Genomic DNA, 23,786 nt, shown 5'->3' on the forward strand with positions numbered 1-23,786 from the left:
AGTCGGCGAGGGCCACTTCTTGGGCGTCGGTGTCGATGCCGACGACCTCGTCCTGAATAAATGACGTCGACGGCTGCTTGATTTCGTGGACAGGGATGGCGATGTTCTCCTGCACGCTCGGGTCCCGGATGCAGCGGTGAGACTCGTGCAAGACCAGATGATAGTCCGTCTCAGAAATCCAGGTGACATCAACGTCCGTCTGGCCATCTAACTCGTCCTCTAAGCTCTTTATTGCTCCCGCGCCAGCGTACCCCGAACCGAGCACCACTACGTTCTCTGTCATATCGCAGACTCCGCAACCGACTGATACAAACCCTTTGAAATCCCTCTCAGCGGGGGAACAATTCCCCAGCGCTGCTCATCGTCAGAGCGGTACGATGCGGCCCCGGTGACCGCAAAAAACAATTCAAAAGACCAGTGAGACGTACTAGTGTTCCGGCTCGCCCGCCGGTGCCCGCATATCATCGATAGCGAGAATGAGTTTGTTGTTGGTGTCGTCCTTGCCTTCGAGGGTCCCGATAATCTGGAGCTTCGACAGCGGTGTCGGTCCGACTGTCACCGAGTCGCCCTCGTGGAATTCGGACATCGTGCCCTGAAGCTGAATCTCGGCGCGGCACTCCTCGGGGTGGTGGACGCTGGTCAGGTCGATCTCCTCGACATTTGAGTGTTCGACAAGCTCGCCGTTGTGGCGTAGCGGGACTTCGGCGGCCTGGTCCATGTCCTGAATCTGGAGCGCGTCGTAGGCGTTGGCGGTGGGCTTGTACCCACCTTTGGGGCCAGGGACGCCCTCGACCAGCTGCAGGGCTTTGAGGCTCTGCATCTGGTTTCGAATCGTGCCGGGGTTCCGGTCGACTTTCTCGGCAATGTCCTCGCCTTTGACAGCGCTTTCACTTTCCCGATAGAGATTTACCAGTTCCTGCAGAATGTTCTTTTGACTGGGTGTCAGTTCGATAGATGACATAATCTCTTGTTCGGTACAGCCGTCCTTAAATGCGACGGTAAACCGTCTGGAACCGTCTTAGAATCGCGGAAAACGTTAGTACTTTATTCCAGCGCTGACCTGACACAGATATGGAAAATCAGCGCGTTCTGGTGACTGGCGGTGGGGGGTTTATCGGGGCAAACCTCGCAAACAAACTGGCCGAGAACAACGATGTCGTCGCCCTGGATGACGGCTATCTTGGCACGCCTGAGAACGTATCAGAAGACGTAGAGTACGTCGAACAGAGTGTCCTCGACGACGACCTGCCGACTGACGTGGACGTGGTGTTTCACCTCGCGGCACTCTCCTCCTACGCGATGCACGAGGACAATCCGACCCACGGCGCTCGCGTGAACGTCGAGGGGTTCGTCAACACGGTTGAGCAGGCCCGGGACGACGGCTGTGACACCATCGTCTACGCCTCGACGTCCTCAATCTACGGCAGTCGGACCGAGCCCTCGCCGGAAGACATGGACGTGACGGTCAACACCGGCTACGAGGCCTCGAAGATGGCCCGGGAGACGTACGCGGAGTACTTCCAGAACCACTACGACCTTACGCTGGCCGGGATGCGCTTCTTTTCGGTGTATCAGGGGTACGGCGGCGCGGAGGAACACAAAGGCGAGTACGCCAACGTCATCGCCCAGTTCGCCGACGACCTTGCCAGCGGCGACGCACCGAAGCTGTACGGCAACGGCGAGCAGACCCGCGATTTCACCCACGTCGACGACATCGTCCGCGGGCTCATCCTGGCCGCCGAACACGAACTGAACGACGTGTACAACCTCGGTACCGGCGAGGCCTACGACTTCAACACCGTCGTGGAGATGCTGAACGACGAGCTCGGAACGGACATCGAGCCGGAGTACATCGAGAACCCGATCCCCGAGGACGTGTACGTCCACGACACCTGTGCCGACTTCTCGAAGATGCACGAGGCGACGGGCTGGGAACCGGAGACCAGCTTCGAAGAGGGCATCGAGCTGGTCTGTGCGCCGTATACGTAGGCGATAACTGACTGCCGTCGGCTCAACGCTGGGTCTTTATTCGCCGCCCGTGGAGGCGACAGTATGCAAGAACAGGTTCGTGTTCTCGGCGTGCCGATGGACCTCGGCGCTGACCGGCGCGGCGTCGACATGGGACCGTCAGCAATACGGTACGGCGGCCTCGCCGACCAGTTGTCGGATATTGGTATCGACTGCATCGACGGCGGCGACATCGCTGTGCCGCGACCGGAGGAGCGCGACCCCGATGCCGGTGGTCTGGACAGTGGGCGCGCGAAGTTCTTCAGAGAGACAAAAGAGGTCTGTGAGGACGTGACGACGGCGGTCGACGCGACCCTCCGGGAGGGACGGTTCCCGCTCGTTCTGGGTGGCGACCACTCTATCGGCATTGGAACCGTCGCCGGTGCAGCCCGCGAGGACGAAGAGCTGGGCGTCATCTGGTTCGACGCGCACGGCGATTTCAACACGCCGGCGACGACACCCAGCGGGAACATCCACGGGATGTCGCTGGCGGCTGTCCTCGGTCTCGGTGCGTTCTCCGACCATGCGTGGGCGCACACACCAGCGGTAAGCGAAGAAAACGTCGTCATCGTTGGGCTGCGAGACGTGGACGACGGGGAACGCCGGCTGATCGAAGAAAGCGATATCACGGCATACACGATGTCGGATATCGACGCCCGGAGCGCGCCGGCAGTCGTCGATGAGGCGCTGGATATCGCAACCGACGGGACGGACGGGATACACGTCTCGCTCGACCTCGACTGGCTCGACCCGACGGAGGCCCCCGGCGTCGGGACACCGGTTCGTGGCGGCGTCTCCTACCGCGAGGCCCACATCGCAATGGAGTACGTCGCCGAACAGCACGACCAGCTGCGCTCGATGGAACTGGTCGAAGTGAACCCGATTCTCGACGAGCACAACCGCACTGCCGAACTGGCCTGTGAACTCGTCGCCAGTGCCTTGGGCAAGCGCGTACTGTAACTGTTTAGACGGCAAGGAGGCAATCCAAACCGCGCGACCGGGAATCGGGCCGTATTCTTCGGTGACGGCTGGCACGACTGTCACGCTCGCCACGCGATTGTCGTCTTCGAGTCCCATAATCGTCACCCCGCTTCCACCTTTTTCCCGCTCGGGTGGCCGGAGGCCACCACTCGCGGCAAAAACGTGGGCGAAAAAGGCCGCTCGCTTCGCTCGCGGCTGCTATTCAGTTTCTGCCGGCACAACTGTCACACTCGCCACGCGGTCATCCTCTTCGAGCCCCATAATCGTCACACCCTTTGTGTTCCGACCGACCTGGGACACGTCGCCGGCGCGGATGCGCATGATCTGGCCCTGTTCGGACATGATGACCAGATGGTCCTCGTCGGTGACGGCCTTGGCCGTCGACACGCGACCGTTGCGGTCGTCGGTCTTGATGTCGATGAGGCCCTTGCCGTAGCGTGACTGGGTGCGATACTCGTCGAGTTTGGTCCGCTTCCCGAAGCCGTGTTCCGTGACGGTCAACAGCGACCGGGGGTCGTCGTCGTCAGTGGCGACCATCGCCGCGACCTTATCATCGTCCTGCAGTTTGATGCCGTTGACACCGCGTGCGGAACGGCCCATCTCGCTGACTTCGCTCTCGCTGAAGCGGATGGTCATCCCCGCCTCCGTGGCGATGACGAGGTCGCCGGTGCCGTCGGTGACATCCACGTCGATGAGTTCGTCGCTGTCTTCGAGTTTGGCCGCGATGATACCCGTCGAGAGGATGTTCTCGAACTCAGAACAGCAGGTCCGCTTGACGTAGCCGTTCCGGGTCACCATCGTGATGCACTCGTCGTCGCCGAACTCGTCGGTCGAGACGACGGCGGTCAGTTCCTCGCCGTCGTCCAGGTCGATGAGGTTGATAGCGGACTTGCCCCGTGCGGTTCGGGACATTTCCGGGATCTCGTAGGTCTTGAGCCGGTAGACCTGTCCCTGATTGGTGAAACAGAGCAGGTAGTCGTGGCTGTTGGCCCGGAATACTTTCGAGACGCGGTCGTTCTCCTTGGGGTCGGCCCCGATGATTCCCTTGCCGCCGCGGTTCTGGGGATCGAAGTTCTCGACCGGCATCCGCTTGATGTAGTCGTCCTCGGTGATGACGACGACGCAGTCTTCTTCAGGGATGAGGTCCTCGTGAGTGACCTGCCCCTCGTCCTCGATGATGCTTGTTCGGCGGTCGTCGTCGTAGTCGTCCTTGACTTCCTGAAGTTCGTCGGCGATGACGCTGTCGAGCTTTTCGCGGCTGTTGAGGACGGATTCGAGGTAGTCAATAGTGTTCTGCACGTCCTCGTACTCGTCTTCGATTTCAGCTGCTTCCATCGAGGTGAGCGAACCGAGTTGCATCCGGACGATGTGGGCGGCCTGCTCCTCGGAGAAATCAAAGGACTCCTGCAGCCCGGTGCGAGCGGCGTCGCGGTCTTCCCTGTTACGGATAAGCTCAACTACGTCCTCGACGTTTTCGAGTGCCTTCAGCCGACCTTCGAGGATGTGGGCACGGTCCTCGGCTTCGGCGAGGTCGTACTCGGAGCGTCGGCGGACGACCTCGCGGCGGTGGTCGATGTAGTGCTGGAGGCTCTCTTTCAGCGAGAGGACCTTGGGCTGGCCATCGACCAGCGCGAGGTTGATCACGCCGAACGTGGATTCGAGGTGATGGTCGAGCAGTCGGTTTTCGACCACGTCGATGTTTGCCCCGCGCTTGAGTTCGACGACGATACGGACGCCGTTGCGGTCGGACTCGTCGCGGAGGTCCGAGATCCCCTCGATTTTCCCCTCGTTCACGTCGTCGGCGATACGCTCGACGACGCGGGCCTTGTTCTCTTGATAGGGGAGTTCGCTGATGACGATGCGCCCCTCTTCGGGGTCGACTTCGTATTCGGCGCGGACCCGTAAGCGGCCTCGACCGGTCGCATACGCCGAGTAGATGGCGTCGCGGCCGACGATGTTGCCGCCGGTCGGGAAGTCCGGCCCCTTGATGTGCTCCATCAGGTCCTCGACCGTACAGTCGGGGTTTCCGAGCAGGTGGACCGTCGCGTCGACCAGCTCGCCGAGGTTGTGCGGCGGGATGTTGGTCGACATGCCGACAGCAATCCCGGACGACCCGTTCAACAGGAGGTTCGGGACCTTCGACGGCAGCACGTCGGGTTCCTGCAGGCGGTCGTCGTAGTTACTGGAGAAGTCGACGGTGTCTTTCTCGATATCTTCGAGCAGTTCCTCGGCAAGGGGATCCATCCGGGCCTCTGTGTATCGCATGGCGGCCGCGGGGTCGCCGTCCATCGAGCCGAAGTTCCCCTGTCCGTCTATCAGCGGATACCGCATCGAGAAGTCCTGTGCCATCCGGACGAGCGTGTCGTAGATGGCTGAGCCGCCGTGTGGGTGGTAATCACCCATGGTGTCGCCGACAATCGAGGAGGACTTCCGGTGGGCGGTGTTCGAGGAGACGCCCATCTCGTGCATCGCATAGAGGATGCGTCGATGAACGGGTTTGAGACCGTCCCGAACGTCCGGGAGCGCCCGACCCGCGATGACCGACATCGCGTAGTCGATGTAGGACTGCTCCATCTCGTCCTCGATGCGGACGTGCTCGATCCGCTCTGCCGGGGCGTTGGCATCGTTAGCGTCAGAACTCATATGTCGACCCACTCCGCTTCAGGCGAGTGCTCCTTGATAAATTCCTTGCGCGGTTCGACGGCGTCGCCCATCAGGATATTGAACATCTTGTCGGCGGCCGCGGCGTCCTCGATGGTGATCTGTTTGAGAATCCGGTTGTCGGGGTTCATCGTCGTCTCCCAGAGCTGTTCGGGATTCATCTCACCGAGGCCCTTGAACCGCTGGACATGGGTGGGGTTGCCGTCACACTTCTCTTCGATGATCTGGTCGCGCTCCGCGTCCGTCATCGCGTCGTAGGTGTTACCGCGGTAGCGAATCCGGTACAGCGGCGGCTGGGAGGCGTAGACGTAGCCGGCTTCCAGTAACGGCTTCATGTGCCGGTAGAACAGCGTCAGCAGGAGCGTCCGGATGTGTGCCCCATCGACATCTGCGTCGGTCATCAGGATGATCTTCTCGTACCGCAGGTCCTCAATGTCGAATTCGTCGCCGATACCGGTCCCGAGCGCAGTGATGAGGTTCCGGATTTCGTTGTTCTCCAGAATCCGGTCCAGCCGGTGTTTCTCGACGTTCAGGATCTTCCCTTTGATGGGGAGAATCGCCTGGAAATCCGGGTTGCGGCCCTGTTTGGCGCTGCCGCCCGCGGAGTCACCCTCGGCGATGAACAGTTCGGCTTCCTCGGGGTCCCGGGTCTGGCAGTCGGCCAGCTTTCCGGGCAGTGCGGTCGAGTCGAGTGCCGACTTCCGCCGGGTGAGCTCTTCGGCCTTCTGTGCGGCCTTCCGCGCCTTTGCGGCCTCAACGGCCTTCCCGACGATGGCTTCGGCCGTGTCGGGGTTCTCTTCGAAGAAGGTCGCCAGTCCGTCGTGCATCGCCGATTCGACGATGCCACGGACCTCGCTGTTGCCGAGTTTCGTCTTGGTTTGGCCCTCAAACTGTGGGTCGGGATGTTTGACAGAGATGACGGCCGTCAGCCCTTCGCGGATGTCGTCGCCTTTGAGTGTATCGTCCAGATCTTTCAGCAGATTATTGTCGGTCGCGTAGTCGTTAATGACCCGTGTGAGTGATGTCTTGAATCCTGTGAGGTGTGTCCCGCCCTCGCGTGTGTTGATGTTATTTGCAAAGGCGTGGATCGAGCCCTGCAGGTCGTCGGTCCCCTGCATGGCAATCTCGACCTGTACCGGCCCCTCCGCGATCTCTTCTTCGTCCTCGAAGTAGATGATATCCCGGTGAAGCGGGTCCTTGGTTTCGTTCAGGTACTCGACGAACTCACGGATGCCACCGTCGTAGGCAAACGTCTCCGTTTCGCCGTCGCGCTCATCGTCGATAGAGATGGCGACACCGGAGTTGAGGAAGGCGAGTTCACGCAGTCGGGACGATAGCGTCGAGAACTTGAACTCGCCGGTCTCGAAGATCTCGTCGTCAGGCCAGAACCGGACCGTGGTCCCCGTCTCTTCGTCGGGCTTGAGGTCGCGGACCTTCTTCAGGTCGTACTCCGGTTTGCCGTGGTCGAAGCGCTGCTTCCAGAGCGCGCCGTCGCGCCTGACTTCGACTTCGAGCCACTTCGAAAGCGCATTAACCACGCTCACCCCGACCCCGTGGAGTCCGCCGGAGACCTGGTAGGACTTGTTGTCGAATTTGCCACCCGCGTGGAGGATCGTCATCACGACCTCGACGGCCGGGCGGCCGTGCTCTTCGTGGGTATCGACGGGGATTCCCCGGCCGTCGTCGCTGACAGAGACGGAGCCGTCGTCGTGAATCGTTACGTCGATGTTGTCACAGTAGCCGGCGAGCGCCTCGTCGATCGCGTTGTCGACCACCTCGTAGACAAGATGGTGGAGGCCACGAGCGTCCGTCGACCCGATATACATCGCGGGTCGCTTCTGGACGGCTTCCAGCCCTTCAAGGGTCTGGATCGACTTTGCGCCGTACTCATCAGACTCTCCTGACATAGGAACTTACCCGTCCTAATAGAGGGGGACGTATAAAGCTCCCGCACGCGCGCGGGGCTGCGATTTTGAAGCGAGGGTTTACTTTCACTCCGGTGGCGATTACCTTTTAACCCCGACGCGGGTACGTACCGCACGACAATGACCTCGTATCAGTCGCAACTCGGCGAGGGCGAGGGGATCGCCGAGGAGTTGGCCGAATCCCAGCGGGCCATCTCCATCGCCGAGTTCTTTGAGAAGAACAAGCATATGCTGGGCTTCGACTCGGAGGCCCGGGCGCTCGTTACGGCCGTCAAAGAAGCCGTTGACAACGCGCTCGACGCCTGCGAGGAAGCCGGTATTCTCCCCGATATCTACGTCGAGATTCAGGAGTCCGGGGACTACTACAAGCTGGTCGTTGAGGACAACGGCCCCGGGATTACGAAGGAACAAGCGCCGAAGATCTTCGGGAAGCTTCTGTACGGGTCCCGATTCCACGCCAGAGAGCAGAACCGCGGCCAGCAGGGGATCGGTATCTCCGCGGCCGTGCTCTACTCACAGCTGACTTCCGGCAAGCCCGCAAAAATAACGTCCCGGCCGAAGGGTCAGGACGAGGCGCAGTACTTCGAACTCATCGTCGACACGGACACTAACGAACCCGAAATTAGCGTCGACGAGACAACGACGTGGGAGCGACCCCACGGGACGCGAATCGAACTGGAGATGGAGGCCAACATGCGGGCCCGGTCGACGCTGCGGGACTACATTCAGGACACCGCTGTTGTCAACCCTCACGCCCGCGTCGAGTTCGACGAACCGGGGCTGGACGAGTCCCTGAAGTTCGAGCGGGCCGAGCGCGCGGAACTCCCCGACGAGACCGAAGAGATCCGCCCGCACCCCCACGGCGTCGAGTTGGGGACGCTCCTGAAGATGCTCGAAGCGACGGATTCGTACTCCGTATCCGGCTTCATGCAGGAGGAGTTCACCCGCGTCGGCGGGAAGACCGCCGACAGCGTCATCGCGAACTTCAACGACCGGCACTACGGCCGCGGCATGGCTTGGCAGCCGCCGAAAGTCAACGAGGACGCCGATATCGAGCGCGCTGTCGAGGACGCCGTGGCGAACAAGGGCGCTGAAACCACTGCGACGTTCGCAGCCGCCGTCTCCGATGCTATCCACGACCGCGACCGGGTCGCGTACCACGAGGTCGAATCCATCGTCGATTCGGCGGCCGAAGACGCCGAAGCGGACGGCGACACGACGTTCGGCGCGACAGTTCGAGAAAACGCCGTCGACGCGGCCTGGAACGCCGTCAGCGACAACTTGTCGAGTGACCTCTACGCCCTCGTCGACGACGTGACGACGAAACGCAAGGACGACGCCGCAGTCGAGGGGCTGGCGAGCCGACTGGCCGACAAGTTCGACGACGACGGCCGCCACCGGCTGACCCGCGACGAACTCCGGGGCTACATCGACCGCGCGGCCGACATGACCGAGGAGCAAGACGACGCCACCTTCGGCGAGACGGCCCGTGAGAACGTGCTAGAGGCGCTCTGGACGGCCGCCGAGGGCGTCCCGGAGGAGCCGCCGAAGGTCTCCGACATCGCCGACGACCGCGATACGGCGAGTCAGTTGCTGTCGGCGATGCGCGAGACGGACATCATCGCGCCGCCGACGGACTGTCTCTCCCCCATCAGCGCGGAACTCGTCGAGGAAGGACTCCGGAAAGAGTTCGATGCGGACTTCTACGCCGCGTCGACGCGAGACGCGTCGGTCCACGGCGGCGACCCGTTCATCGTCGAGGCCGGTATCGCCTACGGCGGTGAACTCGAAAGCGAGGGGACAGTCGACGTGATGCGATTCGCCAACCGGGTCCCGCTGGTGTACCAGCGCGGGGCCTGTGCGACGACTGACGTTGTGAAGTCCATCCGCTGGCGCAACTACAACCTCGACCAGCCCGGCGGCTCGGGCATCCCGAAGGGGCCGGCCGTCATCATGGTCCACGTCGCCTCGACGAACGTACCCTTCACCAGCGAGTCCAAGGACGCCATCGCCAACGTCCCCGAGATGGAAGACGAAATCGAACTCGCCATCCGGGAGGCTGCTCGCGAACTCAAGAGCTACCTGAACAAGCGTCGGTCGATGCAACAGCGCCGCGAGAAGCAGGACAAGCTGGCGACTATCCTGCCCGAGATGGCCGAAAAACTCACCGAAGTCACGGACAACGACGAGCTACACATTGATGACTCGCTGGCCCGCATCATGAACAACGTCCTCGTCGAGCGCGAGGTCGAGGACGACACGGTCCGGGTCCGTATCGAGAACAACGACGACACGAACGCGGACGTGGAACTGACCGACATCGTCACCGCCGAACCGCAGGTCACCAACGGCGCGACGGTCGTCGAGATGGACGGCGAGTGGTTCGTCAAGTGGTCCCCGACAGTGGCGGCCGGCGAGACCGCCGTCCTCGAATACAGCGTGACTGGCGAGGCCGAGTTCACCGTCTCGGTCGACGGCATCGAAGAGGAGAAACTCACGGTGAACGCCTGATATGAGCACCGACTCAGACACCACACCCGACACCGAGGAAGCGCGCGAGCAACTCATCGACCTCGCGGCGGACTTCTACGACCAGTTCGCCGACGGCGAGGTGCCGACGATGACCATCCCGACCCGGACCAAGTCCAACATCGTCTTCGACGAGGACGAACAGGTCTGGGTGTACGGCGACCGGAACTCCACGCGGTCGGCCAAGACGATATCCGGGGCCGAAAAGATCCTGAAGGCCGTCTATACCATCGACTTCCTCTCCCAGCAACTGGAGGAAGACCGCTCATCGACCCTGCGTGAACTGTACTACCTTTCGGAGTCCTGGGACCTCGACGAGGCCCAGTTCAACACGCAAGACGAGTCGAACAACCTCATCGAAGATCTGGAAATCGTCTCCGATGTCAAGCGCGAGGACTTCCACATGCGTCCGGAGGAGTCTGGGGCAAAGGTAATGGGGCCGCTGCTCCTCCGCGAGCAGACCAACCGCGGGGACCGCGAAATCCACTGTCAGGACGACGTGGGCCAGGGCGGCTACCAGATTCCGAACAATCCTGACACCATCGAGTTCCTCGACAACGACGCGAAGTTCGTCCTCTGCGTGGAGACCGGCGGCATGCGCGACCGACTCGTCGAGAACGGCTTCGACGACGAGTACGACGCGCTGGTGGTCCACCTCGGCGGTCAGCCCGCGCGGGCGACCCGGCGGCTCATCAAGCGCCTCCACGACGAACTCGACCTCCCGGTCACGGTGTTTACTGACGGTGACCCGTGGTCGTACCGTATTTTCGGGTCGGTCTCCTACGGCTCCATCAAGAGCGCACACCTCTCGGAGTATCTGGCGACGCCCGAAGCGCAGTTCATCGGCATCCGCCCGGAGGACATCGTCGAGTACGAACTGCCGACGGACCCGCTGTCGGACTCCGACGTCAACGCCCTGGAGAGCGAACTGGAGGACCCACGCTTCCAGACCGACTTCTGGGAGGAGCAGATCGAACTCCAGCTCGATATCAACAAGAAGGCCGAGCAGCAGGCGCTCGCGTCTCGGGGGCTTGACTTCGTGACGGAAACCTACCTGCCCGAACGGCTGGACGAGATGGGTATCCTCTGATTAGCTCTCGTCCAGCACGACCGGAACGCCGCGTTTTGCGACATCCTCGGCGAACGCACCCGAGTCGGCTTCGAGCGACTCGAACGTGTTGTAGTGCATCGGGAGCACGAGGTCGGGGTCCATCGCTTCAGCGAGGTCGGCGGCCTCGTGGCGGTTCATGGTGTAGTTCTTGGCGATAGAGGGGACGAACAGCGACACGTCGAGTTCGGCGTGGCCGTCCAGCACGTCGGTGTCGCCGGGCCAGAACACGCGGGTGTCGTCGATGGCGACGAGGAAGCCACAGCCGATACCTTTCGGGTGAATCGGGCTGCCGTCGTCCTTCAGGTTCCGGCCGTCCTCGTGGTTGTAGGCCGGCATGGTCCAGATCGGGACATCGTCGACCAGCACGTCGGCCTCCATCGACACCTTGCGGACCTCGTAGTCGAGGTCGGCGAGGCGGTCGAGGTCGCGGTCGGTCGCGTGGACGTTGATACCCTCGAACGCGACGACGGTGGCGTCCTCGCTTGCGACGCGGCGGATGCCGTCGGGGTCGTAGTGGTGGATGTGGGTCACACAGACGATATCCCCGTCTTTCGGGGCGTAGTCCCGCGTCGGCGGATGGCCGATGCCGGGCGTGTCCGGTTCCCACTCGCCGGTCAGGACGCCGTACCGGCCGGGGTCGAAGTAAACCACCGTGTCCTCGCCTTCCAGCCGCAGGGTCGCGTAGCCGAGCCACTCCGCAGTGATGCCGTCGTGTCGGACTGTCATGAACGGTTGTTCTTGGAGACGCCCATTACGCGTGTCGGTCCGTCTCGAAACGGCCCAGCGGCGCTACTGTGACTCGGCCAGTCGCTCAACGCGCGCAAGCGAGTCAGCGCTGTCAGGCGTCTTGTCCTCGCGGACCGAGAGGAACCGGGGGAACCGAAGCGCGTAGCCCGAGGCGTAGGACTGGGAAGCCTGTATCTCCTCGTAGCCGACTTCGAAGACAACGGCCGGGTCGAGCACTACGTCGCGGCCGTCCTCGCTCCGGATGTACGGTTCGAACCGCTCGGTCAGGTCGTCCAGTTCCTCGTCGGTGATGCCAGTCGCGACGTTCCCGACGGTGGCGTAGCCGTCGTCGGTTCGGACAGAAAGCTCGAACGAGCCGAGCACGTTCGCCCGGCGGCCTTCGCCCCACTCCGCGCCGGTGACGACGCAATCCAGCGTCTCTACGTCGGGTTTGCGCTTGCGCCAGTGCTTGCCCCGCTTGCCGGGCGAGTACGCCGCTGTCGGGTCCTTCAGCATGATACCCTCCTGTCCAGCGTCGAGGGCCGCCGTTTCCAGGTCTTCAATCTCGTCGGGGTCGTCCGAGAGCCACATCTGCGAGACAACGTCGCTGTCAGCCGGGAACAGCGATTCGAGACGGTCGTGGCGCGTTTCCAGCGCGGCGTCGAGCAGGTCCTCACCGGCGGCGTGCAGACAGTCGAATGCGTGTAGCCGGACGGCCACGTCTTCGCGTGCCGCGGCCACGTCGTGTTTCCGGCGGAAGCGCCGCAAGACCTCCTGAAACGGGAGCGGGTCGCCGCGGTCGTCGACCGCGACCACCTCACCGTCGAGGATTGCCGGTGCGTCCAGCGTCGACTCCACGGTCTCGACAACCTCCGGGAGCGGGTCGGTGACTTCCTCCATGTTCCGGGAGAACAGCCGCGCGTCCTCGCCGTCGAAGTGGACCTGCACGCGAGCGCCGTCGTACTTCCACTCGACCGCGGCGCGGTCCCAGTCTTCGAGCGCGCCAGCGACCGTGCCCGCCTGTGCCAGCATCGCCTGAACGGGGCGACCGATTTCGAGGGTGACGGTCGCCAGTCCGGACTCCCCTTCGTCGCGGGCCACTTCGGCAACCATACCGTAGTCGTTCGACACCTGCACGGCCCGTTCGACGGCCTCGACCGGCACGTCGAAAGCGGCCGCGGCGGCGTCCCGGACCGTCCCCTCGCCGACGCCGATACGCATCTCTGAGAGGACGAGGCGGGCGAGGTAGCCGGCTTCCGTCGACGAACACCGCGAGAACAGGCCAAAGAGGATATCGACTTTCGTCCCTTGGCTCCCACTGCCGTCGACAGCCGCCAGGTTCCGTAGCTCGTCGTCGAGTTCCGCGACGGTCAGCGCGTCGTCCCCTCCACCACCAGCACCGAACGCGGCGAGGCCCTGCTGACCACCGAGGTCGTAGCTGGCCGCAACGGCCCCTATTTCACCCATATCGGCCAGCCGCTGTTCCACGTCGTCGGCGCTGACGTTCCGGCCGGCCGCCCGGGCAATCGCCTCGTAACAGAGCCGCGGCCCGATATCGAGCGTGCGGGATTCATAGGCCGGAAACACTCGACCCTGAACGAAGCGAGCAAGCGTCGAGAGGTCCGAACCGGATGCTCGGAACAGGTCGGTCACCGCCTCCGTAATCGCGGTATCGGCACTCTCAGATTCTATTGCTTCGGCGCGGTCGGCGAAGGCGGCAAACTCCATCAGCGCCTCCTACCCGATTGTGAACCGTAAATCCAGCGTCACTCGACCGTGTACTCGACGGTGACGTTCTCGCCAGCCGTCGACGACGAATACGGCTGGTCCGGGGTCCCTGAATTACTGTCGAAGGGGTAGTCGAGTTGCTGGTTCCCGTTGGTGTCCTGATGGGCGACGAGTACGAGCGACTGGCCAGTCGACGGCGGCCTGTCAAGCGTTATCTGTACGTCGCCGTGGGACCCTGAAGAAAGGTACTCGGAGGTCCCGAGCACTCTGCCGTCCTCCTCGAACTCCCGGACAACAATGAACCCTCCCTCCGAAAGAGACGCTGATTCGACCGTTATCTGGTCGCCGGACACGGCGGGGCTGGTGACCGTCATCGACGCGACCGGCGAGGACAGCAAGATGAACGCGACGTACGCGACGCCCAGCAGAATCGCAGCGTGTTTCGCGCCGTCCTTGAGCGTTCCTTCCCCGAGTTGGCCGCCGATGAAGCCGGTCAGGACCGCCTGAATCAGCGCAGTGTGGAAGAAGACCAGCGTGTACGCGGCCTTGTCGACGCGCCCAAAGCGAGCGAACTGGTCGACGCCGACACCGAGGCGGTTCGACTCTCCGGCCGGCGTCGGTACGCTGGAGGGCAGGCTCGGGACGAGCACTTCCTGCACGGCGACGATGATGACCAGAAACACCAGGAAGGCGACGTAGATGACGACGAGATAGGTAAGCATCTGCTGGCGTCGCCGCCGTTTCAGCCGGAGGTCGGCCCGCGACTGGGTGGCTGCGATGCGGAACACCGGGCCGAGCTGGCCCGAGGCGTGCATCGCGTGGGTCAGCAGCGTCACGATGCGCGTTATCGCCGTCGTCTGGACCCGGCGGCCAAACCGGACGAGCGCGTCATCGACGTTCGCGCCCATCCTGATGTCGGCCCAGATGCGGTGCATCTCCTGCGTGAGTACACCGATGTCGCTGCCGCGGACCCGTCGGAGGCTCTCGACGACAGTCATCCCGGCCTCGTTCAGGCTTGCCAGCCGTTCGAGCAGGTCCGGCGTCGCGTCCTCAATGCGGGACAGCCGCTGCGTGTAGATGAACCGAACCAGCGCGAACGGCCCCAGAATCAGCAGGACTGACTGGATGACGAGGTCGTCGAGGAGACGGATGTTGACCGTCGATGCCTGGAACGCAGGTGGGGCACGGACGAGCAACAGCACTACCGCGACGGGCACGGTGAGATAGAGGACGTACACCGGGTTCCAGACCAGCGACTGAATCGGGGAGCTGAGCAGTTCCCGAAGCGATTTCACGCGGTCGTGGAACCTGAGCCGGTCCCAGTTCGCCTCGTCGGCCGGGACGACGCCGCCATCAGGCAGGCCGAGAGGGCCGGACCCCAGACTGGGTTTCCCCAGCGTCGCCGTTTCGTACCGGTCCAGAATATCCGTCGTCCCGCCGTTCCCGATACCCAGCGACTGGAGCTTGCTATCGAGATATACCATGAACCCGACGTTAGCCAGCGGGATGACGAGATATGCCATCATCTGTAACAGCCAGAGCGTGTCCGTCGTCGTCAGGCCGAACACGAGGAGAATCGTCATCAAGAAGAGCACGGCGGCGACGAACACGGTGACGTACGCCTCGGCGACCGTTGCCAGCCGTTCCAGCAGGTCCTCCTGACGCTCGGCGGCTTCCTCCTGATGGCGCTCGTACTGCTCGCGGAGGAACGGGGCCAGCGACTGGCCGCTCTGGAGGACGCTAGAAAGGTTCTCGATGAACGTCTTGAACCGTTCGCTGGGCGTCCGCCGGGAGACGTGTTCGAGCGCCGTTATCATGTCCCGGCCGAACAGGTCCATCCCCCTGACAGCGACGCCGACCTCTCTGGCTGTGTCACCGTAGATTTCTTGATTCCGGGCCAGGACACGCATCACATCCGGGAAGGACATCCCACCGCGGGACAGCGCGTACATGAAGGCAATGGTGCGGGCCATCCCCTCGTCGATGTTCCGGCTTCGCACGTCTGCCTGATTCTTGAGCCGTTCCCAGCGGTAGAGGTACGTGAGGCCGGCCGTCGCCGCGCCCGAAAGCACGCCGCCGCCGATGAGGATGTAGAGCGTCTGCGTCGGCGTCAACACGAGTTCAAACGTTCGCAGGCCGAAGGCGGTCACCATCGTCGAGGGGAGCCCCTGTGCAAGGTTCACTAGCGCCGGTAACACAAGCAGAAAGCCGCCGATGGCGTACGCGCCGGTGATAGCGCCGGCGACAGCCCCCACACAGGCGTACACCAGCGTTCTGGCGGCGTAGCCGCGGTACGTCTCGTCGACGTATGCGGCTTCGAGCTGTCGTTCGCGTCTTGGCGACTGGCCTACGTACCGGCCGAAGAGCCGTCGAGACAGCCGCGTGACGTTGCGGTCGAAGCGCTCGTTGACGGTGCTGTAGCCGATAAGCCCGAGAATCCCGACGACGACGGCGAGCGGAGCCAGACCGAGCGGGTTCAGCGCCATGTCAGGCTATCGCATCGTCGATGTTCGCTATGACCTGTTCCTTGTCCGCGTAGTACTTGTTGACCATCGCCGTGAACTTCCGGTAGTCGGTGATGCCCTCGGACTGGAGATAGCGGAGGAACCGCTGGCGGTTACGGAGTTCGGTCAGCAGTTCTGACTGACTCCAGCCGCGCTCCTCGCGGATTTCGTCCAGTAGCTCGCTGTTGTTCTCGGAGAAACGGTCCTCGGTGGCCCGCCAGTTGTATGTCGTCGAGTAGTCCAGTTCGCCGGTTCGCTGGTCGATGCCCTCGATTTCGGCGAGCGTTTTGGCACGGCGGACGCGCTCGTCACCCGAGCGGGCCAGCACCTGCACACAGAGGATATCGAGGCTCTGAACCATCGGCCGCGGGACGTTGATTGGCTCGTTCTCCAGCCGGTTAATGACGGTCTGGACCGAGTCCGCGTGCATCGTCGAGAACGTCGTGTGCCCGGTGTTCATCGCCTGGAACAGCGTGATAGCTTCCTCACCACGAACCTCGCCGACGATGATGTACTCGGGGCGGTGCCGGAGCGCGGACCGCAGCAGGTCGTACATCGTGATGTCCGAATCGTCCAGTCGCTCGCGGGTGACTGAGGAGAGCCAGTTGTCGTGATACAGGGATAGCTCGCGGGTGTCCTCAATTGAGAGTACCTTCGACCGGGGCGGGAGGAACATCGCCAGCGCGTTCATCGACGTGGTCTTGCCGGCCGCCGTTCCGCCGGCGAAGATGAGCGACTTGTTGGACTCGATTGCCAGCCAGAGGTAAGCCAGCATCTCGACGGAGAACGTGCCGTACTCCAGCAGTTCGATAGGCGTGAACGGCTCGTCGGCGTACTTCCGGATCGTGAACGCGGAGCCGCGTGGGGTCACTTCCTCGCCGAGCGCCAGTTCAATACGGGAGCCGTCCGGGAGCGTCGTCGAGACGACAGGGTCAGAGACGGAGACGTGCCGACCGGAGCGCTGGGCTAGCTGGATGACGAAGTCGTTCAGTTCGTCGGCGTCGTAGGTGATGTTCGTCTCGATGTCCGTGTAGCCGTCGTGGTAGACGAAGATGGGGAGGTTCGCCCCGTCACAGGAGATGTCCTCGATGTCCGGGTCGTGCATCAGAGGGTCGATGTGACCGTAGCCCTGGAAGGAGCGATGCAGGTAATAAAACAGGCGGTAGAACGTCTCGGGTTCGATGACGACGCCGTACTCCTCAAGCCTGGCTTCGAGTTCTTCGGCGAGGACGCGCTCCGGGTCGGCGTCGACATCGTCGCGGTAGATAAGCGGGATGCGAATGTCCTCGAACAGGCGGTCAAGCAGTTCCCGCTCGATGTCGTTCAGTGACGGCTCAACGACGTGATACAGGTGTTCGTCGCGCTCCGGGTCGTGGTTGATAGAGGCGAAGGCGAACGGGGCATTCAACCAGTAGCGTTCCACCTCGTTATAGCCGTTCAGACCGTCGAATTCGACCAGCGTCCCGTGGCGGCTCGGGTCGTAGTTCGCCGTCGGAACCGCTGACCCGCTCAACACCGTCGCGGTCCGCGAGAGCCACGACTGGATGTGGCCGAGGGGGTCCGAAACGAAGGCACCGGGTTCGGGAGATTCTGGGTTCGACATCGGTGGGTCAGTGGGGAGCACACGGTGCTCCGCGGAATATACCTCTGCTATCGTATCCACCTACTTAAATTCGCTCGCCAAATTATCAGGAGTATAATCGCCAGCGGTCGGACGAACGGGACCGGACTGGCTGTCACGCGCGGTCGACAGTCAGCAGCAAATAGGCGAACACGAGGGCGACGAGCGCCCCGATGGGGACGGTGATACCGGGGAACGACGTGATGAACAGCCCGCTGGCCGCGAGCGTGAGGACGCCAACAAGCCCAAGCAGCCCACCAAACACTCGCACTGGGTCCATAGGGAGAACCGCTTCAACGCGGTCCTCAGCGGCGTAGTAGTAGAGGCTGAGGCCGAGCGGGAACAGGAAGCCGACCAGGGCCGCGACCCCGAGTGTCCCGGCGAGCGCAAGCGGCTCCGACTCCTGAAACGCGGCGACCTGCCACGCCCAGAGAAACGGCCGCTCTCCGGGGAGCGTCGCTCCGAAGATGAACTGGAACCGGAACGGAAGAAAGCGAAGCCCGACGACAGTCACCCCCTCAATCTCGAACAGCGACACCGACCACGGGGCCAGCCCCACGAGCCACGTCGCAAGCACTGCGAACTCGCCCGCGTACTCTGATTTCACCCATGCCATACTACTGTCAGAGGGTGGGCCGGTCCGGTAAAAGCTACCGATACCGACAGTCGGTGCGCCGTTACGTTCATTTGGCCGGGCCACGTACCTGTAAACACCGGAATGAGGCGTGATTACTTCACCGTCGACATCCAGGCTTCGGCCACCGACAACGACGACCCGACGATCGCGATTGTATACGATGGGCCGACAGGAGAGCTCCGCGAGCGCCTCAGTAAAGTAGACGGCGGCACACTCGATGGCGAGGAGATCGACGTGACCTTCCGCCGCCAGCCCGAAAGCGACGGGGTGCTTTCGCTGACGAACCGCCTCACCGGTGAGTACATCTTTGAGGCGACAGCACCGACGGCGGACATCGACGCGCTCGTCTCCGCGGCGGACGCTCAAGAAGACCCACAGTTTACAGTCCGTCTCACCGACGGCGAGGGCGAGTCACGAACCTACGAGCTACGGACGCTGCTCGTCTACGACCACGACGGGAGCCTCCTGCGCGGGCAGAGCCTAATTCCCGGCAGCGTCGAGTTGTAACCCGCTACAGCCGCTCGACAATCGCCGGGAGCACCTGCGTGACATCCGCACGGAGCACATAGGCCGCACTCGCGTCACGCGGCGTCTCCTCGTAGTTTACCACGACCAGCGTACTGTCTCCCTCAGCCGCGATTTTCGGCAGGAGCGACGCCGGCTGGACCGACAACGACGAGCCAACCGCCAGAAACACGTCACTGTCCCGTGCGAGACGCTGGGCCTCGTTCATCGCCACGTCGGGCATTGGTTCGCCGAACAGCACCACATCGGGCCGGTAGACGCCGCCGCAGTCACAGCGTGGCGGCAAGTCGCTGCTTTCGGCAGCCTGTTCGAATACCGCCTCGGCCTCCCGACGGTGACCGCAGTCGTCACAGACCACGCTCCGATGGGTTCCGTGCAGTTCGACGACCCGGTCCGTCCCGGCGGCGTCGTGCAGCCCGTCGATGTTCTGCGTGAGCACGGCGTCGAGGAGGCCGTCCGCTTCAAGCGCCACCAGCGCCTCGTGGGCGGCGTTGGGCTCGGGGTCTATGTCGCCGTAGATGGCCTCCCGCAGCGAGAGTCGGTCCGCCCAGAAGCCCGCTGGGTCGGCGTCGAGCCGACGGCGGTGGAAGTCCGCGGGGTCGTGGCGTTCCCAGATACCGTCGTCGCCGCGAAAGGAGGGGATGCCCGATGCGGTCGAGACGCCTGCGCCGGTGAGCGCGACAGCAGTTTCGGCGGTGCGAAGCGCCTCGGCCACCGCATCGAGCGTTTCGCCGTCAATATCGTCGATCCCGTGCCTGTCGTCGGCCATACGCTTGCTTCGGAGTCCAGCGCTGTGGGTCTATCGGATTGAACGGGACAGCAGGGACGACCGTGGATGCGCCTTCGTGTTTCGAGCCTCTATACTGCAACTGGATACCACCGCGTGCGTTTATAGTAACAATTGAAATTATTTACACACTAATCGCACTGCTGTCGTGCGATCAGGTGTGCATTGATTTTCAATAGCTACTATAGCTCGCTCTCGCTACCCACAGTAAACTGGGACTACCTGCTTGGTCGCAAGAAGAGAAACGGACGGATTTAAATCGCCACCGCTCGCCTTTCTGCATGACATGCGCTTGCACGAATACCAGGCGAAGCAAGTCTTCGCTGACGCGGGCATCCCGACGCCCGCCTCGCAGCTGGCCGAGACAGTAGATGAGGCCGTCGACGCGGCCGAGGAAATCGGATATCCGGTCGCCATCAAGGCACAGGTCCACGTGGGCGGCCGCGGTAAGGCCGGCGGCATCAAGCTCGTCGAGTCCAAGGAGGAGGCCCGCGAGGCCGCCGAGGACATCATCGGGATGGACCTCAAGGGCTACCACGTCTCGAAGGTGCTTGTCGAGGAAGCCGTCGACTTCGTCAACGAGCTGTACGTCGGCGTGACGATGGACCGCGGCGAGGGCCGCCCCGTCGCAATGGTCTCGACGAAAGGTGGCGTCAACATCGAGGAGGTCGCCGAAGAAGACCCCGACGCCATCGCCCGCGAGCACATCGACCCGGCCTTCGGAATGCACCCGTTCCAGGCCCGGAAAGTCGTCTACGAGGCCGGTGTCGACCGCGAGGTCGCAAACGACGTGGCGAGCGTCCTCACGACGCTGTACCAGCTCTGGGACGACCGCGACGGCGCTGACACGGAAATCAATCCGCTGATGATTACCAGCGATGACGAGGTCATCGCGGCCGACGCCGTCATGAACGTCGACGGTGACGCCCTGTTCCGCCAGCCCGAAATCGCGGAGATGGGCGAGGAAGCGGCGGAAGGCGATGAACTCGAACAGAAGGCCGACGAGTACGGCTTCGATTACGTCCGACTCGACGGCAACGTCGGCATCATCGGCAACGGTGCGGGCCTCGTGATGACGACGCTGGACCTCGTTGATTACTACGACGGCGAGCCCGCCAACTTCCTCGATGTCGGTGGCGGCGCGAAGGCCGACCGTATCGCAAACGCGCTCGATATGGTGTTCTCCGACGAGAATGTTGATTCGGTCGTGTTCAACATCTTCGGCGGTATCACCCGTGGTGACGAGGTCGCCAACGGCATCAATCAGGCGCTGGAGCAGTTCGACGAGATCCCGAAGCCGGTCACCGTCCGACTCGCAGGGACCAACGCAGAGGAGGGGATGGAAATCCTGAACGAGGATCTGGTGACGGTCGAGCACACGCTGGAGGACGCCGTCCAGCGTGCGGTTGAGTACGCAAAGGAGGTGGAAGCATGAGTGTTCTAGTCGACGAAGACACGCGCGTCGTTGTACAGGGAATTACCGGCGGTGAAGGGAAGTTCCACACCGAGCAGATGCTGGAGTACGGCACGAACGTCGTCGCCGGCGCAGTGCCTGGCCGCGGCGGGCAGGAAGTCGCCGGTGTGCCGGTGTTCGACACCGTGCAGGGCGCGGCCCGTGAGGCCGATGCGAACGCTGCCGTCGTGTTCGTGCCGCCGGCCTTCGCCGGCGACGCCTGCTTCGAGGCGCTCGATGCGAAGGGTATCGACCTCGTTGTCGCCATCACCGAGGGCATTCCGACCCAGGACATGGCCCGGGTCTACCGCAAACTGCAGGAGACCGACACGCATCTCGTCGGTCCGAACTGCCCCGGTGTCATCACGCCCGGCGTCGCCAAGCTCGGCATCCTCCCGGGGAACATCTTCTCGTCCGGGAACGTCGGCCTTGTCTCCCGCTCGGGGACGCTGACCTACCAGGTCGTCGACAACCTCACCAACCGCGGCATCGGCCAGTCGACGGCCATCGGCATCGGCGGCGACCCCATCATCGGGACGGACTTCATCGGCGCGCTCGAACAGTTCGAGGCCGACCCCGACACCCACGCCGTCGTGATGTGCGGCGAAATCGGCGGTGAAGACGAGGAAGAGGCCGCCCGCTACATCGGCGAGCACATGGACACGCCGGTCGCCGGCTTCATCGCCGGTCGGACCGCACCGCCCGGAAAGCGCATGGGCCACGCCGGCGCTATCGTCTCCGGCTCCGGTACCGGGACCGCGCAGTCGAAGATTACCGCGCTAGAGGACAACGGCGTCCCTGTCGGTGACACGCCGGAGGAAGTCGCCGACCACGTCGAAGACCTGCTGTAGGGCACCGTCGGTTTCTTACCGCCTGTTTTCGTAGTAGCACGGGATGACGCCTGCTCGTGGCACCGTCTATCTCGTGGCCGGTACCGAAGCGACTGACCTGGCTAAGACACTCTCCGAAGCACTGACGACGGACGAGACAACCGCCGAGGCAGTCCCAGACACGAGCACCGTACAGGACCGGCTGAACGACGGGGACGTCAGGGGTGTCGTTCTCGGTGACGACGGTGAATACAACGGGGTTGCGGCATTCGAGGAACTGCGGGCAGGCGGGGCTGAGATTCCGATTGTGCTTGTCGGGACCAAGCCCGAACCGGACCGGGTCACCGAGGCGCTCCGGGCCGGCGTCACCGAGTATGTGACCGCAGAAACGCCGGCATCCCTGCTGGCCGCGAAACTCGACGCGTACGCGACCCGGTGGCCGACTGACTGGCGGGTCGGTGCCAGACAGTGGGACGAGATTTCGAGCGGCGTCTCTCATGACGCGAAGAACCCGCTGAACGTCGTCATGGGCCGGTTAGAGCTACTGGACATCGGTGAGCCCCACGAAGACGCCCTGTTTCGGTCCGTCAACCGAGTCGAATCACTGCTTACCGACCTCTCTCGCATCGGAACCATCGCGTGCCCCATCTCGGAGACTGAGTCGCTCGCACTGGCTGACGTAGCGACTACGGTCTGGGCCGCAGCAAGCTACGAGAACGCGACACTCGAAGTGGCGACAGACGCAGCTATTGATGCCGAACACGACCGCCTGCAGTTGCTGCTTCGCGAACTGTTCGACAACGCGGTCGCACACAGCGAGGGACCGGTGACCGTCACCATCGGTGCCACTGATTCGGGATTCTACGTGGCCGATGACGGCCCGGGAATTCCCGAAGCGGACCGCGACAAGGTGTTTGAACAGGGCTTTGGGACAACGCGGGAGGGTGAGGGGTACGGACTGTTCCTTGTCGACACCGCGGCGAGAGCCCACAGGTGGACCGTGTCGGTCGATGAGAGCGAATCTGGCGGCACGCGGATCGACGTGACGACGGGCTAGCGGTTTTGTCACATATAGCAGAGTGGTGAGTCGGAGACACAGTGGCCGAAGTATCTGGCCCCGAACTGGCCTTTGCCGAGCTGTGTACATGGATAGTCAGCTCTGCCACGCTTTACTGTCCGAGATGTGAGATGTATGTGACACCGAAAACCGACGGACGGCAGCCGACCGGTACCTTCCGTCAACGGAAAGAAGCGGCCGTGAACGTTCCGGTATCGCTATAAGGGATGAATCTGTATTTTCGAATATGCCTCATATTTGTCGGAACTGCAAGCGGACCTTTGGCACAGAGCTCGAACTCGAACTCCACCGCGACACGTGTTCGGACGGGCAGCTCTACTGTGACGAATGTGGCGACCGGTTTACCGAACGAGCGGCCACAGAAGATGGCTGGCACTATCGATGTCCGAACGATGACTGCGACGGCACCGGCATTGACGACGACATCCACAAAGTATCGGACGCACGCGTAACCAAGCAGTAGCTGGTAGAAAGAACAGGCCGGGACGGTAGCTGTCGGACAACAACGATTGGACATATGTCGCTCGCCTGTTCAGTTGGCCAGTAGCGGTAAATGCTGCCGTGTTGAATAGATGCTGAGTCACGGTTAGAGTGGTTCACAGAGCGGTTCTATGTTCGAGATGGCGAACATCAGGACAATCTCACGGAACTGTCGATACCAGCCGAGCGCTCGCACGGCGTCG

18 protein-coding genes and 2 pseudogenes are annotated in these 23,786 nt (G+C 62.9%); 9 read left to right on the top strand and 11 right to left on the bottom strand.

Annotation, left to right across the window (positions count from 1 at the left end; translation table 11 throughout):
• Both G9463_RS18960 and G9463_RS18965 read right to left on the bottom strand, forming a co-directional pair.
• A pseudogene (locus G9463_RS18960) lies at nucleotides 1–283 on the bottom strand (NAD(P)/FAD-dependent oxidoreductase); the annotation flags it as partial.
• Between the two features lie 144 nt (nucleotides 284–427).
• Nucleotides 428–961 carry an Rrf2 family transcriptional regulator gene (locus tag G9463_RS18965; protein WP_004515710.1) on the bottom strand — a complete coding sequence of 178 codons (534 nt, stop codon included), beginning with the start codon at nucleotides 959–961 and terminating at the stop codon, nucleotides 428–430.
• A 110-nt stretch (nucleotides 962–1,071) separates the two neighbouring features.
• Between G9463_RS18965 and G9463_RS18970 the strand changes: the two genes are divergently transcribed.
• The gene (locus G9463_RS18970) at nucleotides 1,072–1,989 is read left to right on the top strand and encodes an NAD-dependent epimerase/dehydratase family protein (protein WP_007187984.1); all 918 of its coding nucleotides are present in this window, start codon (nucleotides 1,072–1,074) and stop codon (nucleotides 1,987–1,989) included.
• A 63-nt stretch (nucleotides 1,990–2,052) separates the two neighbouring features.
• On the top strand, nucleotides 2,053–2,967 hold the full coding sequence (rocF, locus tag G9463_RS18975; protein WP_165897541.1) for an arginase: 915 nt from the start codon (nucleotides 2,053–2,055) through the stop codon (nucleotides 2,965–2,967).
• 219 nt (nucleotides 2,968–3,186) lie between these two features.
• On the opposite strand, the gene gyrA is transcribed toward rocF, so the two are convergent.
• Nucleotides 3,187–5,631 carry a DNA gyrase subunit A gene (gyrA, locus tag G9463_RS18980; RefSeq protein ID WP_165897542.1) on the bottom strand — a complete coding sequence of 815 codons (2,445 nt, stop codon included), beginning with the start codon at nucleotides 5,629–5,631 and terminating at the stop codon, nucleotides 3,187–3,189.
• Complete coding sequence (gene gyrB, locus G9463_RS18985; protein WP_004962319.1) at nucleotides 5,628–7,556, bottom strand: DNA topoisomerase (ATP-hydrolyzing) subunit B; 1,929 nt, start codon at nucleotides 7,554–7,556, stop codon at nucleotides 5,628–5,630. The genes gyrA and gyrB overlap by 4 nt, the downstream gene beginning before the upstream one ends.
• A 138-nt stretch (nucleotides 7,557–7,694) precedes the next feature.
• On the opposite strand from gyrB, the gene G9463_RS18990 reads away from it, so the two are divergent.
• Together G9463_RS18990 and G9463_RS18995 are read left to right on the top strand one after the other, a co-directional pair.
• A complete protein-coding gene (locus G9463_RS18990; RefSeq protein WP_165897543.1) occupies nucleotides 7,695–10,085 on the top strand; it encodes a DNA topoisomerase VI subunit B in 2,391 nt (796 codons plus the stop codon).
• Between the two features lies 1 nt (nucleotide 10,086).
• Nucleotides 10,087–11,193 carry a DNA topoisomerase IV subunit A gene (locus G9463_RS18995; RefSeq protein WP_004962323.1) on the top strand — a complete coding sequence of 369 codons (1,107 nt, stop codon included), beginning with the start codon at nucleotides 10,087–10,089 and terminating at the stop codon, nucleotides 11,191–11,193.
• Here G9463_RS18995 and G9463_RS19000 read toward each other — a convergent pair whose 3' ends face one another.
• The 5 genes from G9463_RS19000 to G9463_RS19020 form a co-directional block, all read right to left on the bottom strand.
• The gene (locus G9463_RS19000; RefSeq protein ID WP_165897544.1) at nucleotides 11,194–11,940 is read right to left on the bottom strand and encodes an MBL fold metallo-hydrolase; all 747 of its coding nucleotides are present in this window, start codon (nucleotides 11,938–11,940) and stop codon (nucleotides 11,194–11,196) included. It lies immediately after the preceding gene.
• A gap of 63 nt (nucleotides 11,941–12,003) precedes the next feature.
• Nucleotides 12,004–13,668: an ATP-dependent DNA ligase LigA gene (gene ligA / locus G9463_RS19005; RefSeq protein WP_165897545.1), complete on the bottom strand. Its 1,665-nt coding sequence runs from the start codon at nucleotides 13,666–13,668 to the stop codon at nucleotides 12,004–12,006.
• Nucleotides 13,669–13,706: 38 nt separating this feature from the next.
• Entirely contained in the window at nucleotides 13,707–16,154 is a 2,448-nt protein-coding gene (locus G9463_RS19010; RefSeq protein WP_165897546.1) for a type II secretion system F family protein, read from the bottom strand.
• Nucleotide 16,155: 1 nt separating this feature from the next.
• Nucleotides 16,156–17,775: a type II/IV secretion system ATPase subunit gene (locus G9463_RS19015; RefSeq protein WP_165897551.1), complete on the bottom strand. Its 1,620-nt coding sequence runs from the start codon at nucleotides 17,773–17,775 to the stop codon at nucleotides 16,156–16,158.
• Between the two features lie 133 nt (nucleotides 17,776–17,908).
• Nucleotides 17,909–18,409 (bottom strand): TIGR04206 family protein, encoded by a 501-nt coding sequence (locus G9463_RS19020; RefSeq protein WP_165897547.1) that lies wholly within the window; start codon nucleotides 18,407–18,409, stop codon nucleotides 17,909–17,911.
• A gap of 102 nt (nucleotides 18,410–18,511) precedes the next feature.
• Between G9463_RS19020 and G9463_RS19025 the strand changes: the two genes are divergently transcribed.
• Nucleotides 18,512–18,937, top strand: a complete 426-nt coding sequence (locus G9463_RS19025; RefSeq protein ID WP_165897548.1) for a DUF5793 family protein — start codon at nucleotides 18,512–18,514, stop codon at nucleotides 18,935–18,937.
• Nucleotides 18,938–18,941: 4 nt separating this feature from the next.
• Here G9463_RS19025 and G9463_RS19030 read toward each other — a convergent pair whose 3' ends face one another.
• A complete protein-coding gene (locus G9463_RS19030; RefSeq protein ID WP_165897549.1) occupies nucleotides 18,942–19,724 on the bottom strand; it encodes an NAD-dependent deacylase in 783 nt (260 codons plus the stop codon).
• Nucleotides 19,725–20,028: 304 nt separating this feature from the next.
• Here G9463_RS19030 and sucC point away from each other — a divergent pair, with 304 nt between their 5' ends.
• From sucC to G9463_RS19050, 4 genes are all read left to right on the top strand, one after another.
• Nucleotides 20,029–21,177, top strand: a complete 1,149-nt coding sequence (sucC, locus tag G9463_RS19035; protein WP_004962343.1) for an ADP-forming succinate--CoA ligase subunit beta — start codon at nucleotides 20,029–20,031, stop codon at nucleotides 21,175–21,177.
• Entirely contained in the window at nucleotides 21,174–22,046 is an 873-nt protein-coding gene (gene sucD / locus G9463_RS19040) for a succinate--CoA ligase subunit alpha (protein ID WP_004962346.1), read from the top strand. Before sucC ends, sucD begins: the two co-directional genes overlap by 4 nt.
• Nucleotides 22,047–22,089: 43 nt before the next feature.
• The gene (locus G9463_RS19045) at nucleotides 22,090–23,082 is read left to right on the top strand and encodes an ATP-binding protein (protein ID WP_165897550.1); all 993 of its coding nucleotides are present in this window, start codon (nucleotides 22,090–22,092) and stop codon (nucleotides 23,080–23,082) included.
• 247 nt (nucleotides 23,083–23,329) lie between these two features.
• Nucleotides 23,330–23,566 carry a hypothetical protein gene (locus tag G9463_RS19050; RefSeq protein ID WP_004593153.1) on the top strand — a complete coding sequence of 79 codons (237 nt, stop codon included), beginning with the start codon at nucleotides 23,330–23,332 and terminating at the stop codon, nucleotides 23,564–23,566.
• Nucleotides 23,567–23,689: 123 nt separating this feature from the next.
• Here the strand turns inward: G9463_RS19050 and G9463_RS19055 are convergent.
• Nucleotides 23,690–23,786: pseudogene (locus G9463_RS19055) on the bottom strand (IS5/IS1182 family transposase); the annotation flags it as partial.

Source organism: Haloarcula sp. JP-Z28 (genome assembly GCF_011440255.1).
In the GTDB taxonomy this organism is placed as follows: Archaea; Halobacteriota; Halobacteria; order Halobacteriales; family Haloarculaceae; genus Haloarcula; species Haloarcula marismortui.

What these genes read in the sequence shown, in the direction of transcription:
- G9463_RS19020 (WP_165897547.1), bottom strand. Translation starts at nt 18,409, where the DNA reads ATGGCATGGGTGAAATCAGAGTACGCGGGCGAGTTCGCAGTGCTTGCG.
- sucC (WP_004962343.1), top strand. Translation starts at nt 20,029, where the DNA reads ATGCGCTTGCACGAATACCAGGCGAAGCAAGTCTTCGCTGACGCGGGC.
- G9463_RS19010 (WP_165897546.1), bottom strand. Translation starts at nt 16,154, where the DNA reads ATGGCGCTGAACCCGCTCGGTCTGGCTCCGCTCGCCGTCGTCGTCGGG.
- G9463_RS18970 (WP_007187984.1), top strand. Translation starts at nt 1,072, where the DNA reads ATGGAAAATCAGCGCGTTCTGGTGACTGGCGGTGGGGGGTTTATCGGG.
- G9463_RS18995 (WP_004962323.1), top strand. Translation starts at nt 10,087, where the DNA reads ATGAGCACCGACTCAGACACCACACCCGACACCGAGGAAGCGCGCGAG.
- ligA (WP_165897545.1), bottom strand. Translation starts at nt 13,668, where the DNA reads ATGGAGTTTGCCGCCTTCGCCGACCGCGCCGAAGCAATAGAATCTGAG.
- gyrB (WP_004962319.1), bottom strand. Translation starts at nt 7,556, where the DNA reads ATGTCAGGAGAGTCTGATGAGTACGGCGCAAAGTCGATCCAGACCCTT.
- sucD (WP_004962346.1), top strand. Translation starts at nt 21,174, where the DNA reads ATGAGTGTTCTAGTCGACGAAGACACGCGCGTCGTTGTACAGGGAATT.
- G9463_RS19015 (WP_165897551.1), bottom strand. Translation starts at nt 17,775, where the DNA reads ATGTCGAACCCAGAATCTCCCGAACCCGGTGCCTTCGTTTCGGACCCC.
- rocF (WP_165897541.1), top strand. Translation starts at nt 2,053, where the DNA reads ATGCAAGAACAGGTTCGTGTTCTCGGCGTGCCGATGGACCTCGGCGCT.
- G9463_RS18990 (WP_165897543.1), top strand. Translation starts at nt 7,695, where the DNA reads ATGACCTCGTATCAGTCGCAACTCGGCGAGGGCGAGGGGATCGCCGAG.
- G9463_RS19025 (WP_165897548.1), top strand. Translation starts at nt 18,512, where the DNA reads ATGAGGCGTGATTACTTCACCGTCGACATCCAGGCTTCGGCCACCGAC.
- G9463_RS18965 (WP_004515710.1), bottom strand. Translation starts at nt 961, where the DNA reads ATGTCATCTATCGAACTGACACCCAGTCAAAAGAACATTCTGCAGGAA.
- G9463_RS19000 (WP_165897544.1), bottom strand. Translation starts at nt 11,940, where the DNA reads ATGACAGTCCGACACGACGGCATCACTGCGGAGTGGCTCGGCTACGCG.
- G9463_RS19030 (WP_165897549.1), bottom strand. Translation starts at nt 19,724, where the DNA reads ATGGCCGACGACAGGCACGGGATCGACGATATTGACGGCGAAACGCTC.
- G9463_RS19050 (WP_004593153.1), top strand. Translation starts at nt 23,330, where the DNA reads ATGCCTCATATTTGTCGGAACTGCAAGCGGACCTTTGGCACAGAGCTC.
- G9463_RS19045 (WP_165897550.1), top strand. Translation starts at nt 22,090, where the DNA reads ATGACGCCTGCTCGTGGCACCGTCTATCTCGTGGCCGGTACCGAAGCG.
- gyrA (WP_165897542.1), bottom strand. Translation starts at nt 5,631, where the DNA reads ATGAGTTCTGACGCTAACGATGCCAACGCCCCGGCAGAGCGGATCGAG.